The organism is Nonomuraea salmonea (assembly GCF_042428605.1).
GTDB lineage: Bacteria > Actinomycetota > Actinomycetes > Streptosporangiales > Streptosporangiaceae > Nonomuraea > Nonomuraea salmonea.
This window is the reverse complement of record NZ_JBHMCF010000002.1, coordinates 82,909-98,830: the sequence shown is the minus strand read 5'-3', so window position 1 is coordinate 98,830 and position 15,922 is coordinate 82,909. Positions and strand designations below refer to the sequence as shown.

The following is a 15,922-nucleotide window of genomic DNA, read 5'->3' as shown; positions in this document are numbered from 1 at the left end:
CGCCGGGTGAATTCTGCGGGTGCGTGGCCTACGCGGGCGCCGGACGAGCCCGAGCCCGGCGCCGCAACCGGCGTCAACGGTTGCGGTCAGCGGGGGGCGGAGCGGAGGACGCCGAGCTCCTCGTTCAACGTGTCGAGGAAGGCGGCGATCGTGCGCAGCTCGCCGGTGCTGAACCGGCTCAGCACCCGCTCGGTGCCGTGCCCGAGCGGCCGGAAGAACGCGCCGGCCAGCTCTTGGGCGGCCTCGCGATAATGCAGGTGGACCACCCGCCGGTCGTGCGCGTCGCGGACCCGGCGGATGTGCCCCGCCCGCTCCAGCCGGTCGAGACAGGCGGTGACCGCGCCCGAGGTGAGGTTGAGCTCCTCGCGCAACTTGCCCGGCGTGATCGGCTCGGCCGCGTCGAAGATCATGATGAGCGCCTGGACGTCGGTGGTGTGCAGCCCCTGCGCCTGGGCGAACTCGTGGGCGATGCGATTGAACTCGGCGGTCATCCGGCGCAGCCGGGCCGCGAAGGATCGCAGGTCGATCTGTGTCTCGCCGTCCCCGTCGCCGCCGTTCATGCGGACCATGCTACATTAGCTTGATAATTGAGAATCTCACTGATCGAGCTACTAGGCGTGGCGAAAGGGTGACCCCGCATGGCGCGGCGATCGATCCGCTGGCTCGTCCCGGCACTGCTGGTGCTGGCCTGGCTGGCCGTGGGCGGCGGTCTCGGACCGTTCGCCGGCAAGCTCTCCGAGGTCGCCACGAACGACCAGGCCGCCTTCCTGCCCGAGAGCGCCGAAGCCACACGGGTCCTGGAGGTGCAGGAGAAGTTCCGGCAGGGAGACACGCAACCCGTCATCGTCATCTGGACCTCCGGCGGCGCCGCCGTCACCCCCGAGCAGACCGCGGCGGCGACCAAGGCGCTCGCCGCCCTGCGCGGCACGTCCGGTGTCGTCGGCGCCCCTTCGCCCGCCTTCGCCTCCGACGACGAGAAGGCGCTGCAGGGCATCGTGCAGCTCAGCCCCGACATCAGCAGCGGCGGCCTCGGCGACGTGCTGGACCGCATCCGCGAGGCCGTCCCCGTCGAGGGTCTGACCACGCAGCTCGGCGGCCCCGCCGCCACCAGGGCCGACCTGGGCGACGCCTTCTCCGGCATCGACGGCCTGCTGCTCGGCGTCGCGCTGATCACCGTCCTGGTCATCCTGCTGGCCGTCTACCGCAGCGTGCTGCTGCCGCTGGCCATCATCTCCGGCGCCGTCTTCGCGCTCGGCCTGGCCTGCGCCGTGGTCTACTTCCTGGCCGACCGCGACATCGTCCGCGTGGACGGTCAGGTGCAGGGCATCCTGTCCATCCTCGTCATCGGCGCGGCCACCGACTACGCGCTGCTGCTCACCGCCCGCTTCCGCGAGGAGCTGGCCGCCGGGCGCGACAGGTTCGCGGCCGGGCGCATCGCGCTGCGCCGCTCGATCGAGCCCATCGTGGCCAGCGCCGCCACCGTGGCGCTCGGCCTGCTCGCCCTCCTGCTCAGCAGCCTGACCAACAACCGCGCGCTCGGCCCGGTCGGCGCCATCGGCATCGCCTGCGCCGCGCTCAGCGCGCTCACCTTCCTGCCCGCCACCCTGGTCCTGCTCGGCCGCGCCGCCCTGTGGCCGGCCAAGCCGCGCCCGGCCGACGCCGGCGCGGGCGGCATCTGGGGCCGCGTGGCCACGCTCATCGACCGCAGGCCGCGCCTGGTGTGGGCCGCGTCCGTGCTGCCGCTCGCCGCGCTCGCCCTCTTCGCGCCCCAGCTCAACGCGCGCGGCGTGCCGCTGGAGGAGACGTTCGTCAACGACGCGCCCTCCGTGGCCGCGCAGGCGGCGCTCAGCGAGCACTTCCCCGGCGGCTCCGGCCAGCCCGCCGTCATCGTCGCGCCGGAGGACCGCGCCGCCGACGTGACGGAGCGGGCGAAGGCCGTCGACGGCGTCTTCGAGGCCGCGCCGGTCAGCGAGAGCGGCCGTCCCGGCGGCGCGGCCAAGGTGGTCGACGGCAAGGTGCTGATCGAGGCCACACTGCGCGACGAGCCCGACAGTGACGCCGCCAAGGACACCGTCAAGCGGCTGCGCGACTCACTGCACTCCGAGGGCGGCGTGCTGGTCGGCGGCTACAGCGCCCAGCAGCTCGACACCACCGACACCGCGAAGAAGGACACGCTGCTCATCGTCCCCGTCGTGCTGGTGATCATCCTGCTCATCCTCATCGTGCTGCTGCGCTCGCTGGCCATGCCCGTGCTGCTGGTCGCCACCGTGGCGCTGAACTTCCTGGCCACGCTCGGCGTCTCCACGCTCGTCTTCGAGCACCTGTTCGGCTTCACCGGCTCCGACGCGTCGGTGCCGCTGTACGGGTTCGTCTTCCTGGTGGCCCTGGGCGTCGACTACAACATCTTCCTGATGTCCAGGGTCCGCGAGGAGACGGAGCTGCACGGGGCCCGCGAGGGCGTGCTGCGCGGCCTGGTCAGCACCGGCGGAGTGATCACCTCGGCGGGCGTGGTGCTCGCGGCCACGTTCGCCGCGCTGGTCGTGATCCCGCTGACGTTCCTCGTGCAGACCGCGTTCATCGTCGCGTTCGGCGTGCTGCTCGACACGCTCGTCGTGCGGTCGCTGCTGGTGCCGGCGCTCGTCCGCGACCTCGGCGGCCGGGCCTGGTGGCCCAGCAGGCTGGGCCGAGCGCACGAGTCGCGGCCGGCCGCCGAGCCGTCACCCGCTCAGCGGCACTGACCAGCTGCGGCGGGCGTTGAGCGTGGCGGGCTCGAACCCGGCCAGCCTCTTGTAGTGCAGGGCGATCTCCTCGCGCTCCGCCCGCGGCATGACGTACTCGATGTCGGAGAAGCCCAGCGGCGCGCGCTCGTCCGCGATCTTCAGGCAGCACCCGCGCGTCGATGACCGCCTGCGTGCCGCCGTTGGAGCCCGTCGGGTACATCGGGTGCGCCGCGTCGCCGAGTAACGTCACGTTCCCCTTCGACCAGTACGGCAGCGGATCCCGGTCCACCAGCGGATATTCGAGCACCTGCGCGGCACCCGCGACGAGCCCGCACACGTCGAGCTCGTCGCAGTGCCAGCCCTGCACGTGGGGCAGCACCTTGGAGACGCCGATCGGCTGGTTCCAGTCGCCGGTGGGCACGCCCCGCACGTCCGTCCTGTGCTGGACGGCCCAGTTGATGAGCTGGGTGCCGTCCTCCGACGGCGGCGCTATGGGGTAGATGACGAGCTTCTGCCCGCGGTCGCCGATCATCAGCATGGACCGGCCGGTCATGAACGGCCTGCCGTAGGTGGTGCCGCGCCACAGCACGTCGCCGCCCGGCACCGGCCCGCCCTCGCCGGGGAACATCGCCCGCCGCACGTCCGACAGGATGCCGTCGGCGCCGATCAGCAGGTCGGCGTCGTGGTCGAGAGCGGTGATGCGGGAGCCGAGCACGACCGCGCCCGGGCCGAGCCGCTCGCGTACGGCGTCGAGCAGCAGGAGCAGCAGCCGGCCCCGGTGGATCGAGTATTGGGGCCAGCGGTAGCCGGCGGCGCGGCCGCGCGGCTCGGACCAGATGCGCTGCCCGCGCGGGTTGAGGAAGGTGAGGTCGGCCGTGGCCACGCCGGTCTCGGCCAGCCGGTCGCCCAGGCCGAGCTCCATGAGCTCGCGCACGGCGTGGGGCAGGAGGTTGATGCCGACGCCGAGCGGCTGGATCTCCTCCACCGCCTCGTGCACGGTCACGTCGGTGATGCCGGCGGCGTGCAGGCTGAGCGCGGCGGTGAGCCCGGCGATGCCGGCACCGGCGATGATCACGCGCATCGAGCTGGGTCCGGTCATGAACGCTCCCCGGGACACATGATCCTTGTCAGGAGCGTAGAGCGGAACCAGGAAGATCGCCATGCCCGCCGGCCGGGCGGGACGGCCGGGGAGCCGGATCACGGGAGGGCGGGGACGGCCGGTGGCGTGTCGGTCCAACCGGCCTCGATCATCGTGCTCTCTTCCCTGCTGGCCGGCTGCGCATCAGGGCCGTCGGTCGCGCTGCCGGACGACAGCAGCATCATCCGCTCGGTGTCCACGATGAACCGCTGGGTGGTCGTTTTCTTACCTCCCGAGCGGGTGTGCACGACGGCGCTGCCGGTGCGGCCGAGCGCGTCCGTGGCCTGGCCGTCGGCGCGGACGTCCGGCATCGTGAGCAGCAGCCGGTACGCGGCGGTGCGGACCTCCTTCGGAGCCGGCAGCTCGTGCAGGAGCATGGGCAGCGCCGACATCACCCACGAGTCCAGTCCGTTCTCCGGGACTCGGAAGACCCGGCCGGCCTGGCGCAGCCAGTCCTTCAGCCGCTCGGCGTCGGCGGGCAGGCGCTGCACCTCCTCGTACGTCAGCCGCTGCCCCGCCAGGAAGAACTGGGTCGTGGTCCGGTTCGGCCTGACGTGCCCGTTGGCCGGCTCGGTGGACATCCTCACCGTCTTGCCGTCGATGGACTCGCTCCACTTGCCGGGGGAGCCGTCACGCTGCCATGCCTGCTCGTCGGCCGCGCTGCTCGGCCGTGCCCCCAGCTCCCTGCCGCCGTTCCAGAACCGGCCGTCGCGCGTGGCCCACTGCTCCATGATCTGCCGCTCGGTCAGCCGGTAAGGGTCCGCCTTGGTGCCGAACCGCCACGGATGCTCCGACGCGTAGATGACCCGGGTGTGCCAGTAGGCGCCCCCGGGGGACACGGCGTCAGCGGTCGAGGCGGTCATGATGCCGGCGCCCAGGGCCAGTCCGCCGGCGACGGCGGCCGCCAGGAGGCCCACGAATCTCGTACGTCTCGTCACGCCCTCCTATACGCCCGAGCCCGGCCGGAGGTTGCCCCGCGAAATAATCGCCGGCCTCCGGGCAACGCGGCTCCCCGCCCGGGCGTATCAGAGGGCGTGACATTGGACAGACGATCGTGAACGGCGTGGAACACGACTTCGGAGCGTTCGTGGCCGCGCGCGGCACGAGCCTGCTGCGCGTGGCGTACCTCGCCTGCGGCGACGCGAGCGAGGCCGAGGACGTGCTGCAGACCGCGCTGGAGCGTACCTATCGGAACTGGGACAGAGTCCGCCACGACAGCCCCGAGCCCTACGTGCGCCGCACCATCATCAACCTCTCCATCAGCCGCGCCCGCCGCCGCGCGATCCTCAGCTTCATCCCCGTGCACACCCCGCCGGAGCGCGCCGCCCGCACGACGGACGCCGACCTGCGGCACGTCCTCATGGAGGCGCTGCGCAAGCTGCCGCCACGGCAGCGCGCGGTGGTCGTGCTGCGCTACTGGGAGGACCTCAGCGAGCAGCAGGCGGCCGAGGTGGGGCTGCTCGACGGGGACGGTGAAGAGCCAGGCGTCGAAGGCGATGGCGAAGCTGCGTGCGGCGTTCGGCGGCGCGGACGTGGAGGGAGTGATCAGCAATGCCCACGCTTGAGAACGAGCTGCGCCGGCTCATGGCCGAGGAGACCGCGGACCTGCACGCGGCGCCCGACCTGCTGGACCGGGTGGTCGCCGGCGCCAGGAGCAGGCGCAGGAGGCTCACGGCGACCGCTGCGGCCCTGTCGGTGGCGGTGATCGCGGCCATGCCGGTCGGGTACGTGGCCGCCGGCTCGCTGGCGACCTTCCCCGACCAGGTGACGGCCACGGTGGAGCCGCCGGCCATCGACGACACCCCGCCGATGCGTTCGGATCCGCCGGACCTCGGGGATCTGGGCGACGGCCGGGAGTTCGGCCACGTCAAGGTGGGCTACCTGCCCAAGCGCCTGCAGTGGAAGCACTGGTCGATCGACTTCGGCGACAAGTACAGCGTCACCTACGACTACAAGGGCGACAAGAACGGCTTCTACTGCGTCCAGGTCTACATGTACGAGAACGACGCCTCCTTGGAGCTGACCGACCGGATCCAGATGTACCGGAGCGAGGAGGACGGCGAGGACGTCACCGTCGGCGGCCGGGCCGGCTACCTGGTGATCCAGAACGTCGGCGAGGACGGCATGAAGGGCACGCCGACGCTGTTCGTGCAGCTCAAGGAGCGGCAGTGGGCGGAGATCTCGTTCAGCCCCACCTACGCCAAGGACCTCAGGAGCGCCACAAGGGTCGAGGCGGAGCTGCGCAGGATCGGGCAGGGGCTCAGCTCGACGCTCTGACCGCCGGCCTGGCCACCAGCCGGCGGCCGAACGCGTGGGCCGGCCGCTCGACGTACCGGTAGGACAGGGCGGCCGACCCCACCACCGTGCAGCACACCACCAGCGAGTAGCCGATGCGGGTGGGCAGCGGCACCGGGCCTGGGTCGGGGACCAGCCGCCGCAGCACCTGGATGAACAGGGGGTGCAGCAGGTAGACGGAGTAGCTGATCAGCCCGAGGCGGACGAGGGGCTGCGGCATCTCGTACGAGCGCACCAGGCGGCAGGCCAGGAACGTCAGCCAGGCGGCCGCCACCGCCGCCGACCAGCTCCACCGGAACGCCATCGCCTCGTCGTCCGGCATGCCCCAGCCGGGGCCGTACCAGAAGGCGGCGGCGATGGACGCGGCCGGCACCAGCCCGATCATCCAGCGCCCCACGCCGCGCCTGAGCTGCCCGTGGTCGAGCCGGTAGAGCGCGGTGCCGGCGAACATCGTGCCCAGGATCGCCACGCTCTGCCAGGCGCCGATCCTGCTGTTGACGCACAGCAGCACGATGGCCAGCGCCCCCACGGCGGCGCCGCCGGCCAGGCGGAGACGGTGACCGCCCATGAGGACGGCGGCCAGCCCCAGCACCCCCACACCGGTGGCGGCCACGACGGTCACCTCGACGCCGAGCGCGCTCGACAGCGCGCCCGCGGGCAGCACCCCGCCCACGAGCACGCCCGCCACCGCCACGCCGAGCACGCCGGTCGTGCGGGGGCGTCCCCGCCCGAGCAGGAAGAGCGCGGTCACCAGCAGGTAGAAGACCATCTCGTACGACAGCGTCCAGAACACGTTGACGACGCTGGGCACCTGGAGGAAGTCCTGCATCATGGTCACGTGGGCGACGGCGCCCGTGAGCGGGTGGTCGGCGACCTGGTCGGGCAGCTCCCAGTAGACCGGCACCAGCCCGAACAACGTCCCGGCCAGCGCCACGAGGATCCACAGCGGATAGAGCCTGAACAACCGGCCCGTCCAGAACCCGGTGACGCTGCCCCGCCGCTCCAGCGAGGCCGGCACCACGTAGCCGCTGATGAGGAAGAACACCATCACGCCGTACTGGCCGAAGTCGAACCACGGGCTGACGTTGGCGCGGACCTCGGGGAAGAGCGCGTCAAGCAGGTGCTCGAAGAGCACGGCCAGCACGGCCACACCGCGCAACGCGTCGAGCCAGGTCTGCCGCCCGGCCGCCGGCCGTTCGTGCCCCTGCAGGCCGCTGCCCTTCTCGGCGGCCACGTTGGTAACCATCCCATAACGCTAAAGGGTCAAGCTGGGTGAATGCTGAGAGTCAAGACCGGAACCCTCCGCCGGGCACGCTCGTGAGATCCTCGACCGCGTCCGCCGCTCACCGGATGACCTGGGGATTCACGGCGGCGTTCGAGACGAGCGCGCGGAATGTCGTGACGGCGGCCACGCGATCGAATCCCGCGAGCGTTTCGGCCGCCCGGAACCGCACCTGCCCGTCCTGGGCCTCGTGTCACGGACCATCGATCGAGCGGGCCCGTGACCAGGTGTCATGCCAGGGGCACGGGGCATGAGGGGAGGGCGGCGGCATCTCGGGGGGTGGAGGTGAGCGAGCAGGAGCGCGACGACGGCGCGTACGGTGCGGACCTGGGCCCGCTGGGTGCTGAGAGTCTCCAGCGGTTGCGGGCCGGCCTGCGTCAGATCCAGGAGCTGCACGGCCGGATGGAGCGGCTGCTCGACGCGATCCTGGCGATCAGCTCCGAGCTGCAGCTGAACCAGGCGCTGCGCACCGTCGTGGAGGTCTCGGCCGACCTGGTGGACGCCCGCTACGGCGCGCTCGGGGTGCTGGACGAGCGGGGGCAGTTCAGCGACCTGGTCACCTACGGGGTGCCCGACGAGGTGGTCGACGCGATCGGCCGCATGCCCACCGCCCACGGCCTGCTGGCCGAGCTGGTCTCGCGGCCCCGCCCGATGCGGATCGACGACGTGACCACGCACCCCTCCTTCCGCGGCTACCCCGCCTCACACCCGATCATGAAGTCTCTGCTGGGCGTGCCCGTCCTGGTACGCGGCACCGTCTACGGCAACATGTACTTCGCCGACAAGCGCGGCGGCGGCCCGTTCACCGGCGACGACGAGCGGCTCATCGCGGCCCTGGCCAGCGCGGCCGGCGTGGCCATCGAGAACGCCCGCCTGTACGAGCGCATCCGCCGCAGCGCCGAGACCTTCCAGCGCAGCCTGCTCCCCGAGCTGCCCGACATGAACGGCCTGCGGGCGTGCGCCCGCTACCGCCCCTCCACCGCGATCCCGCCGATCGGCGGCGACTGGTACGACGTCGTCATGCTGCCCGACGGCGTGGCCTGCCTGGTGGTGGGCGACGTGATGGGTCACGACGTGCGCTCGGCGGTCGTCATGAGCCAGATCAGCAACATGCTCCGGGTGATCGCGTACGAGCGGTGCCGGCCGCCGTCCCGCATCCTCGCCTGCCTGGACGAGGTGCTGCACGGCCTGCACGGCGGGCCGATGGCGACGGTGCTGGTGGCCCGCCTGGAGGAGCGCGGCGCCGCGGAGTGGCTGCTGGGCTGGTCGAGCGCGGGCCATCCGCCGCCGCTGCTGGTCACCGGCGACGGCGCGGCCTTCTACCTGCGGGCGGAGGCCGGCCATCCGCTGGGCGTCGCCCCCGATCTGCCGCGTCCCGACCACGAGCAGGTGGTCCCGGCCGGCTCGAACCTGATCTTCTACACCGACGGCCTGGTGGAGGAGCCGCCGGAAGGGATCGACGCGGGCATGGCCGACCTCGCGCGCGCCGCCGCCGAGCTGCGCGACCTGCCGCTGGAGGAGATGTGCGACCGGCTGCTCGCGCACCGGGGCGAGCGGTTCTGCGACGACGTCGCCCTGCTCGCCGTGCGGGTGGCCGCGCCCGCGGCGCTGCGGTCATGAGCCGGGACGGCGCTCGCGCAGGATGAGGAAGACCGCCATCGAGCCCAGCGCCCACAGCGCGAGCACGAGGAACGGCATCAGCCGCTGGTGGCCGCCGAAGTAGACGGCGGTGTGCTGGGCGTTGACCGAGGCGCCGGGCGGCAGCCAGCGGCCGATGGCGCCGAGCGGCGAGGGCAGCAGCGGCCACGACACCGCGCCGCCCGACGACGGGTTGCCGAGCAGCACCATCAGTCCCCAGGTCGGCAGCATGGCCCAGCGCCCGACGAGGGTGTCGAACATGGTGAACACCATCCCCGACGCGAACATGGTCAGCGCCAGGATGAACCACGACTCCATGATCGGCAGGATGAGCGCGCCGAGCACCCAGTCGACGATGGCGACGATGGCCAGCGCGCCGAGCATCGAGTACGTGACGACGGCCGCGATGCGCTGCCATGGCGTCAGCCCGCCCGCGTGCACGTTGAGCTGGACGGCGCCGATGAACCCCATGACCACCGCGGCCAGCGTGATGTAGAACAGCGCGAGGCCGCGCGGGTCGCCGCGCTGCAGCGGCTTGATGTCGCGCACGGTCAGCCGGACCCCGATGCGCGCCGCCGCCACGGGGGCGGCCTGGGTGAGCACCTGCGCGACCGACGCGCCCGCCGCGCCGGAGACGTCGAGCCTGACGTCCGAGCCGCGCACCACGAGGATTCCGAAGACCCGCTGCTCCTCGACCAGCTGCCGGGCGCGCGCCGGCGACGGCTGGTAGATCAGCGCGAGCGAGGCGTTGAGCTGCCGCTCCAGGCCGGCGGCGAACGCCCTGCCGCGCACGGTCTCGTGGCTCACCCCGACCACCGCGACCGGGATCCGATGCGGGGTGGGGTTGGCCATGGCGTAGGTGTAGGAGCCCGCGAACAGCCCGGCGCCGGCCGAGACGATGAGGATGAGCACGGTGGCCGGCCCGTACGGCGACTCCTTGAGAGCCGCCCAGCGGTGCCGCAACCGTTCGTGCATGCCCTCACGCTAGGCATGCGCGGCCTGCCGCCCCGGCGGTGACACGCGCCCCTTGTGCAGGTTTGATCCTCCGGCGGCGGATAGGCTCGCGCGGTGAACGAGCCAGAACCTTTGACCGACGACCTGCTGGAGATCGCCGACGCGCTGGTGCCGGGCGCGCCGCTGGACCGGGCGCGGCGCGGTCCCGGCGGGGTGCACGACGTGGTGCTGCTGCCGGGCGTGGCCGCGGTACGCGTCTCCCGCCGCCCGCTCGGCGCGGCGCAGATGCCGCGCGGGGTCGAGATCCTGCGCGCGGTCCGGGCGGCCGGGCCGCCCTTCGAGGTGCCTGAGCCGCTGACGCCGGTGACCGACTTCGGCGAGCGCAGGGCCGTGGCGGTCTCCTGGCTCGACGGTACGGGGCTGCCGGAGGGCCAGGGCGATCCCGGGCAGATCGCCGGGCTGCTGGCGGCGCTGCGCGAGCTGCCGGTGACGGAGGAGCTGCGCGGGCTGCTGCCCGCGCCCAGGGCGCACGACGGGCACTGGGCGCGCGTGCTGGAGCACGAGGTGCTGCCCCGGCTGCCGGAACGGCTGCGGCCCGAGGCGGAGCGCAGGCTGGCCGCGGCGCTGGAGCTGGAGACGGTGCCCGACGTGCTGGTGCACGGCGACCTGGCCGGCGACAACGTGCACTGGGCGCAGGACGGCACGCTGGTCGGGGTGCTCGACTGGGACCGGGCGCAGCTGTTCGACCCGGCGATCGACGCCGCGTTCATGGCCTGGCACGGCTGGGAGAACGTGCGGGCGGCCGTGGACGCCGACACCTGTCGCCGGGCCAGGGTCTGGGACCGGTTGTTCGGGGTGAACATCCTCTGCGCGGTGTTCACCATCGGCGGCGATCCGCTGCCTCTCCCGGACAGTTACGCCCGGCACATCGCGGCCTGGATGAAGGCGGAGGCGGGCGCGGTCCGGTAGCCGCTTTACGTAGTGATATTGCCGTCAAGACACCGTGAAATCGCGAAATATGCCCCGGTTTGTGGTGATTTCCGGCCTAGCCTGAACACGAAGGGAGCAAAGCTACGGGGGGAGGGACGACCATGGCTGGAGGTCCCGGATTCGAGCAAGGGGGCGGCTGCGGCCGACGCGGCTGGCGATGCCGCTGGCGGAGGCGCCGCTGGCGCTGGAGGAGAAGGCGCTGGTGGGGCTGGGGCGGCCCCTGGGGAGGCGGCGGCTGGGGCTGGTGACGGCTCCTGACCGTACGAACGATCATGATCGTCCCGGGCCCGGGGGTCCCGGCACGGTCACGACCGCTCGACCCCGGCGCACCACACCCGCAGCACGTTGCGCGTGGCGGTGATGTCGGCGAGCGGGTCGCCGTCGATGAGTAGCAGGTCGGCCCGCAGGCCCGGCGCGATGACGCCGCGGTCGGCCAGCCCGAAGTGGCGGGCGGGCAGCGAGGTGGCGGCCCTGAGCGCGGCCGCCGTACTAAGCCCGGCCTCGACGAGCAGCGCCAGCTCGTCGTGCAGGCTCGTCCCGTACGGGACGGCGAGCGCGTCGCCCAGCTCGTCGTTGGCGTCGGTGCCGGCCAGGATCGGCACCCCGGCCCGGTGCAGGGCCTCGACCGTGGCCCGCGCGGCGGCGAAGCCCTCGGGCCGGCCGGAGAAGCTCGCGATGGCCCGCATCATCGTCAGCGTGGGGACGGCGACTCGCGTCCGCTCCACGTCGGACGTGCCGGCCGGCATCCCCAGCGGGGCATGGGTCACCACGTCGGCGCCCGCGTCGATCGCCATCGTGTAGGCGCCGGGGGAGGCCGCGTGCGCGACGACCTGCTTGCCGTGCCGATGTGCCGCCTCGACCAGCGCCCGCGCGACCTCGACTCCCGGTCCGCCCTGGCCGGGCGCCTCCAGGATGACCTTGATGTAGTCGGATCCCTCCGCGACCCGCGCCGCGACCCACCCCTCGGCGGCAGCCGGTTCGGTCACGATGGCCTCCTCGGGCAGGCCGAGCAGCTTGGCGTGCCGCCCGCCGGGCCCGATGGCCGGCAGCCCGGCACTGCGCAGGTCCGTGGTGCCCGACGCGCGCCGCAGGGAATCCGGCAGCTCCGGTGGCCATGAGGCCATGTCGAGCGCCGTGGTCACACCGTGACGGGCCAGCACGTCCAGCGTTTCCCGCCGGCGTACGTGAACGTGCGCGTCGATCAGACCCGGCAGGAGGACGGCGCCACGCGCGTCGACGACCCTCCCACCACCCGGCCCGCCCTCGATCACCCCGTCGCGCACGGTCACAGTCACCGGCGCGGTCAGCTCCCGCCCGTCGAAGACCCGCACATCGACCACCGAGAACGCTTCAGCCATGTCCACTCCTTTAAGAGACAGTTTTGTCCTCTAACAGAGTGTACGGCGGCGTCCGCTATAACCGGAGGGGTGACCTTCCGTCCTGGCACCGAGCCGTCCACGCGGCGGCGGGGCAGTGAGCTGACCAGGGCCATCTACCAGGCGGCCTTCGAGGCGCTCGCCGAGCAGGGGTTCGGTGCGCTCGCGTTCGACAAGCTCGCGCCGCGTGCCGGCACCGGCAAGTCGGTGCTGTACCGGCGCTGGTCCTCGCCGGACGAGCTGCTGCTCGCCGCACTCCGTGACCCGGTCGTCGGGTTCGGCGGGCAGCACGTCCCTGACACCGGGTCGCTCCGCGGCGATCTGCTGGAGCTGCTGAACAGGTTCGCCGCCGTCCTGTCCGAGCCGCGGGGGCGGGCGCTGCACCAGCTGCTGAACGACCGCGGGCGGCCGCCCCGGCTGGCCGCGGCGATCAAGGAGCTGGTGATCGTCCCGCATCGGGACATCCTGCTCGGCTGCCTCAGGGCCGCCGCCGAGCGAGGCGAGGCCGACCCGGCGCGCGTGACCCCGCTGGTGGCCTCGGTGGGGCCGCGCATGCTCCTCGGCGAGTCCGCCGACAAGGGGTTCGTGACCGCCGAGGACGTCGTCACGCTCGTGGACGAGATCCTGCTCCCCCTGGCGGCCCCTCGCTGAGCGGCCGGCGGCGGGCCCCCGGCTCAAGGGCCCGCCGCCTCCCCCGGTCCGGCCGCGGCGGAAGGGCACAGGCGGCGCGGCCGGCCGGGGTGGTTCGCGGAGGGCGTCAGCTGGTGCGGCAGGAGACCGAGGGCCAGGTCCAGTTGCCGCCGTGCAGGACGGTGAAGCCGAAGGTGTTGCCGTTGCCGTTCGGCCGCATCGTCATCACGCGCCCGCTGGAGTCCCAGGACGGGCTGCCGTTCCACGTGGCGATGACCCGCTGCGGCTGGTTCAGCGTCACCGTGACGATCCACGAGCTCGACCCCGACGCCGTCACCGACAGGTTGAACCGGTCGCCCCACTGCTGGCCCGGCGTGATGGTGGCGGTGCAGGAGCCGCCGGGCGGCGGGGTGGTGGGGCCGCCGCCGCCGTCGGGGGCGACGGCGCGGCCGGTGCTGGGGGAGATCATGCCGGCGCACAGGTTGCGGCTGCTCAGGTTCGCGGCGATCTGGGGGATGGCGGCCAGAGTGGTGGCGTACTGGTCGTGCATGAGGATGACCTGGCCGTTCTGCAGGCGGCCCGCGGCCTGGACGATCTGGGCGGTGCCGGCGCCGTTCCAGTCCTGGGAGTCGACGTCCCACAGCACCTCGGTGAGGCCGAGCTGCTGCTCGATGGATCGGACCGTGCCGTTGGTCTCCCCGTACGGCGGCCGGAACAGCCGCGGCGCGCTGCCCGTGACCTGCTGGATGATCTGCTGGGTGCGCTGCAGCTCGGAGGTGATCTGCGAGCTGCCGAGCTGCGTCAGGTGGGGGTGCGACCAGCTGTGGTTGCCGATCCACATGCCCGCGTCGCGCTGCGCCCTGACCAGGCTCTGGTTGTTCTGGGCGTTCTGGCCGGTGTTGAACATGGTGGCGCGCAGGCCGTTCGAGGTCAGGGCATTGAGCAGGTTGAGCGTGTTGCCGGGGTTGGGCCCGTCGTCGAACGTCAGCCCGACGTACCCGGCGCTGCAGTCCGCTGCGGCGGCGTGGCGTTGGGCCGCGACGGCTGAGGTGGCGGTGACGGCGAGGCAGGTGGCGAGGATCGCGCCTAAGAGCGCGGTGACGAGCGCGCTGCGGCGTTTCCGGTCGATCATGCTGGTCCCTTTGATCGTCTGAGAGGGCTGCACCTGCGGTCATTGTGAGAACGGCACCGAAAGGTGTCAACGTTCGGCAGAAATGTTTCGGACACGCGTCGGTAATGTGGCGGGCAGCAGATGCTTTCACATGCCTCTATAGCTACCGAAAATTATCGGGTCCATGAAAGCTTCTTCCACGGCCACGGCAGGTCTCGGTCAACGGCGGGCCCCTAGTCGGTCACAGCCGGAGGCGGGCGGAAACCGGTGGGTATATTCGGCAGGAGAGGGCGTTTTATGCGTCTTTTTCAGCTTCTGTCGCAATGTCGCGTGCAGGGGGGTGATCAGGAAGGCCGTCGAGAACCGTACGCCCGTCACCTTCTGAAGAGGGGGAGTTCCCCATGCCCGGCAACAAGGGAGTCGTGTACGAAGGCCCAGGAAAGGTCGAGGTCCACGAGCTCGACTATCCCGATTTCGAGCTGAAGGACGGTCCCGGCGTCAACCCGGGCAACGTCGGGCGCAAGCTGCCCCACGCCGCCGTCGTCAAGACCGTCGCCACCAACATCTGCGGCAGCGACCAGCACATGGTCAGGGGCCGTACGACCGCGCCCCAGGGCCTCGTGCTCGGCCACGAGATCACCGGCGAGGTCGTCGAGACCGGCCCCGGTGTGGAGTTCATCAAGGTCGGCGACCTCGTGTCGGTGCCGTTCAACATCTCCTGCGGCCGGTGCCGCAACTGCAAGGAGGGCAAGACCGGCATCTGCGAGCACGTGAACCCGGACCGGCCCGGTTCGGCGTACGGGTACGTCGACATGGGCGGCTGGATCGGCGGGCAGGCGCAGTACGCGCTGGTGCCGTACGCGGACTGGAACCTGCTGAAGTTCCCCGACAAGGACCGGGCGATGGAGAAGATCCTCGACCTGGCCATGCTCTCGGACATCTTCCCGACCGGCTACCACGGCTGCGTGACCGCCGGCGTACAGCCCGGCTCGACCGTCTACATCGCCGGCGCCGGACCGGTCGGACTGGCCGCCGCCGCGTCCGCGCTGCTGCTCGGAGCCGCCGTCGTCATCGTCGGCGACCTCAACGAGCAGCGCCTTGAGCAGGCGCGCAGCTTCGGCTGCGAGACCGTGGACGTCTCGCAGGGCGAGCCCAAGGACCAGATCGAGCAGATCCTCGGCGAGCCCGAGGTGGACTGCGCCGTGGACGCGGTCGGCTTCGAGGCGCGCGGCCACGGCCGCGAGGCGCAGACGGAGCACCCGGCGACCGTGCTCAACACGCTGATGGACATCACCAGGGCGGGCGGCGCGCTCGGCATCCCCGGCCTGTACGTGACCGGCGACCCGGGCGCCGCCGACGAGGCCGCCAAGCAGGGGTCGCTGTCGATCAGGATCGGGCTCGGCTGGGCCAAGTCGCACAGCTTCACCACGGGACAGTGCCCGGTCATGCGCTACAACCGCCAGCTCATGCAGGCGATCCTGCACGACCGCGTCCAGATCGCCAAGGCCGTCAACGCGACGCCGATCCCGCTGGACGAGGCGCCGCGCGGCTACCAGGAGTTCGACCAGGGCGCGGCCCGCAAGTACGTCCTCGACCCGAACGGCTACCTCGGCGCCGCCGCGTAGTTCCGGAGGTACGGTGCCGGGCGTGCTGTGCGGCTCGCCCGACACCGTCCTCGTCCTCATCCGCGGCGACCCCGGCCATTTTGTGGCCTCCCGTCAGTCCCCCTAGCAGGCTGTTCAGCGCTCGACAGCGGCTTTGTCGGGATAAAACCCGTTGAACGAGCGA

The 15,922-nt window shown here is 72.1% G+C and carries 13 protein-coding genes and 1 pseudogene; 7 read left to right on the top strand and 7 right to left on the bottom strand.

Annotated features, from left to right (window positions below; all coding sequences use genetic code 11):
* Positions 1-86: 86 nt before the first annotated feature.
* The gene (locus ACFFR3_RS00465) at positions 87-560 is read right to left on the bottom strand and encodes a MarR family winged helix-turn-helix transcriptional regulator (RefSeq protein ID WP_345388312.1); all 474 of its coding nucleotides are present in this window, start codon (positions 558-560) and stop codon (positions 87-89) included.
* A gap of 78 nt (positions 561-638) precedes the next feature.
* Between ACFFR3_RS00465 and ACFFR3_RS00460 the strand changes: the two genes are divergently transcribed.
* On the top strand, positions 639-2,738 hold the full coding sequence (locus ACFFR3_RS00460) for an MMPL family transporter (protein WP_345388311.1): 2,100 nt from the start codon (positions 639-641) through the stop codon (positions 2,736-2,738).
* A 910-nt stretch (positions 2,739-3,648) separates the two neighbouring features.
* On the opposite strand, the pseudogene ACFFR3_RS00455 reads toward ACFFR3_RS00460, so the two are convergent.
* Positions 3,649-3,801 (bottom strand): annotated as a pseudogene (locus tag ACFFR3_RS00455) (FAD-binding protein); the annotation flags it as partial.
* Between the two features lie 116 nt (positions 3,802-3,917).
* On the bottom strand, positions 3,918-4,796 hold the full coding sequence (locus tag ACFFR3_RS00450; RefSeq protein ID WP_364371062.1) for a hypothetical protein: 879 nt from the start codon (positions 4,794-4,796) through the stop codon (positions 3,918-3,920).
* A gap of 125 nt (positions 4,797-4,921) precedes the next feature.
* Between ACFFR3_RS00450 and ACFFR3_RS00445 the strand changes: the two genes are divergently transcribed.
* Together ACFFR3_RS00445 and ACFFR3_RS00440 are read left to right on the top strand one after the other, a co-directional pair.
* A complete protein-coding gene (locus ACFFR3_RS00445; RefSeq protein ID WP_345388307.1) occupies positions 4,922-5,563 on the top strand; it encodes a SigE family RNA polymerase sigma factor in 642 nt (213 codons plus the stop codon).
* Positions 5,464-6,135: a hypothetical protein gene (locus ACFFR3_RS00440; protein ID WP_345409341.1), complete on the top strand. Its 672-nt coding sequence runs from the start codon at positions 5,464-5,466 to the stop codon at positions 6,133-6,135. Before ACFFR3_RS00445 ends, ACFFR3_RS00440 begins: the two co-directional genes overlap by 100 nt.
* On the opposite strand, the gene ACFFR3_RS00435 is transcribed toward ACFFR3_RS00440, so the two are convergent.
* A complete protein-coding gene (locus ACFFR3_RS00435; RefSeq protein ID WP_379482412.1) occupies positions 6,119-7,399 on the bottom strand; it encodes an acyltransferase family protein in 1,281 nt (426 codons plus the stop codon). The genes ACFFR3_RS00440 and ACFFR3_RS00435 overlap by 17 nt on opposite strands.
* A gap of 321 nt (positions 7,400-7,720) precedes the next feature.
* Between ACFFR3_RS00435 and ACFFR3_RS00430 the strand changes: the two genes are divergently transcribed.
* Positions 7,721-9,055, top strand: coding sequence for a PP2C family protein-serine/threonine phosphatase (locus ACFFR3_RS00430; protein WP_379482411.1), 1,335 nt, complete (start codon positions 7,721-7,723; stop codon positions 9,053-9,055).
* Here the strand turns inward: ACFFR3_RS00430 and ACFFR3_RS00425 are convergent.
* Complete coding sequence (locus tag ACFFR3_RS00425) at positions 9,050-10,048, bottom strand: ABC transporter permease (protein WP_379482410.1); 999 nt, start codon at positions 10,046-10,048, stop codon at positions 9,050-9,052. The two genes, ACFFR3_RS00430 and ACFFR3_RS00425, sit on opposite strands and share 6 nt — an antisense overlap.
* Before the next feature lie 93 nt (positions 10,049-10,141).
* On the opposite strand from ACFFR3_RS00425, the gene ACFFR3_RS00420 reads away from it, so the two are divergent.
* The gene (locus ACFFR3_RS00420) at positions 10,142-10,996 is read left to right on the top strand and encodes an aminoglycoside phosphotransferase family protein (RefSeq protein WP_345388295.1); all 855 of its coding nucleotides are present in this window, start codon (positions 10,142-10,144) and stop codon (positions 10,994-10,996) included.
* A gap of 326 nt (positions 10,997-11,322) precedes the next feature.
* Here the strand turns inward: ACFFR3_RS00420 and ACFFR3_RS00415 are convergent, their stop codons facing one another.
* Entirely contained in the window at positions 11,323-12,375 is a 1,053-nt protein-coding gene (locus tag ACFFR3_RS00415; protein WP_345388293.1) for an amidohydrolase family protein, read from the bottom strand.
* Positions 12,376-12,444: 69 nt separating this feature from the next.
* Here ACFFR3_RS00415 and ACFFR3_RS00410 point away from each other — a divergent pair, with 69 nt between their 5' ends.
* Complete coding sequence (locus ACFFR3_RS00410; protein ID WP_364371086.1) at positions 12,445-13,044, top strand: TetR/AcrR family transcriptional regulator; 600 nt, start codon at positions 12,445-12,447, stop codon at positions 13,042-13,044.
* 106 nt (positions 13,045-13,150) lie between these two features.
* Here the strand turns inward: ACFFR3_RS00410 and ACFFR3_RS00405 are convergent, their stop codons facing one another.
* A complete protein-coding gene (locus ACFFR3_RS00405; RefSeq protein ID WP_364371089.1) occupies positions 13,151-14,155 on the bottom strand; it encodes a polysaccharide deacetylase family protein in 1,005 nt (334 codons plus the stop codon).
* A 380-nt stretch (positions 14,156-14,535) separates the two neighbouring features.
* On the opposite strand from ACFFR3_RS00405, the gene fdhA reads away from it, so the two are divergent.
* The gene (fdhA, locus tag ACFFR3_RS00400) at positions 14,536-15,759 is read left to right on the top strand and encodes a formaldehyde dehydrogenase, glutathione-independent (protein WP_345388286.1); all 1,224 of its coding nucleotides are present in this window, start codon (positions 14,536-14,538) and stop codon (positions 15,757-15,759) included.
* The last annotated feature ends 163 nt before the right edge of the window (positions 15,760-15,922 follow it).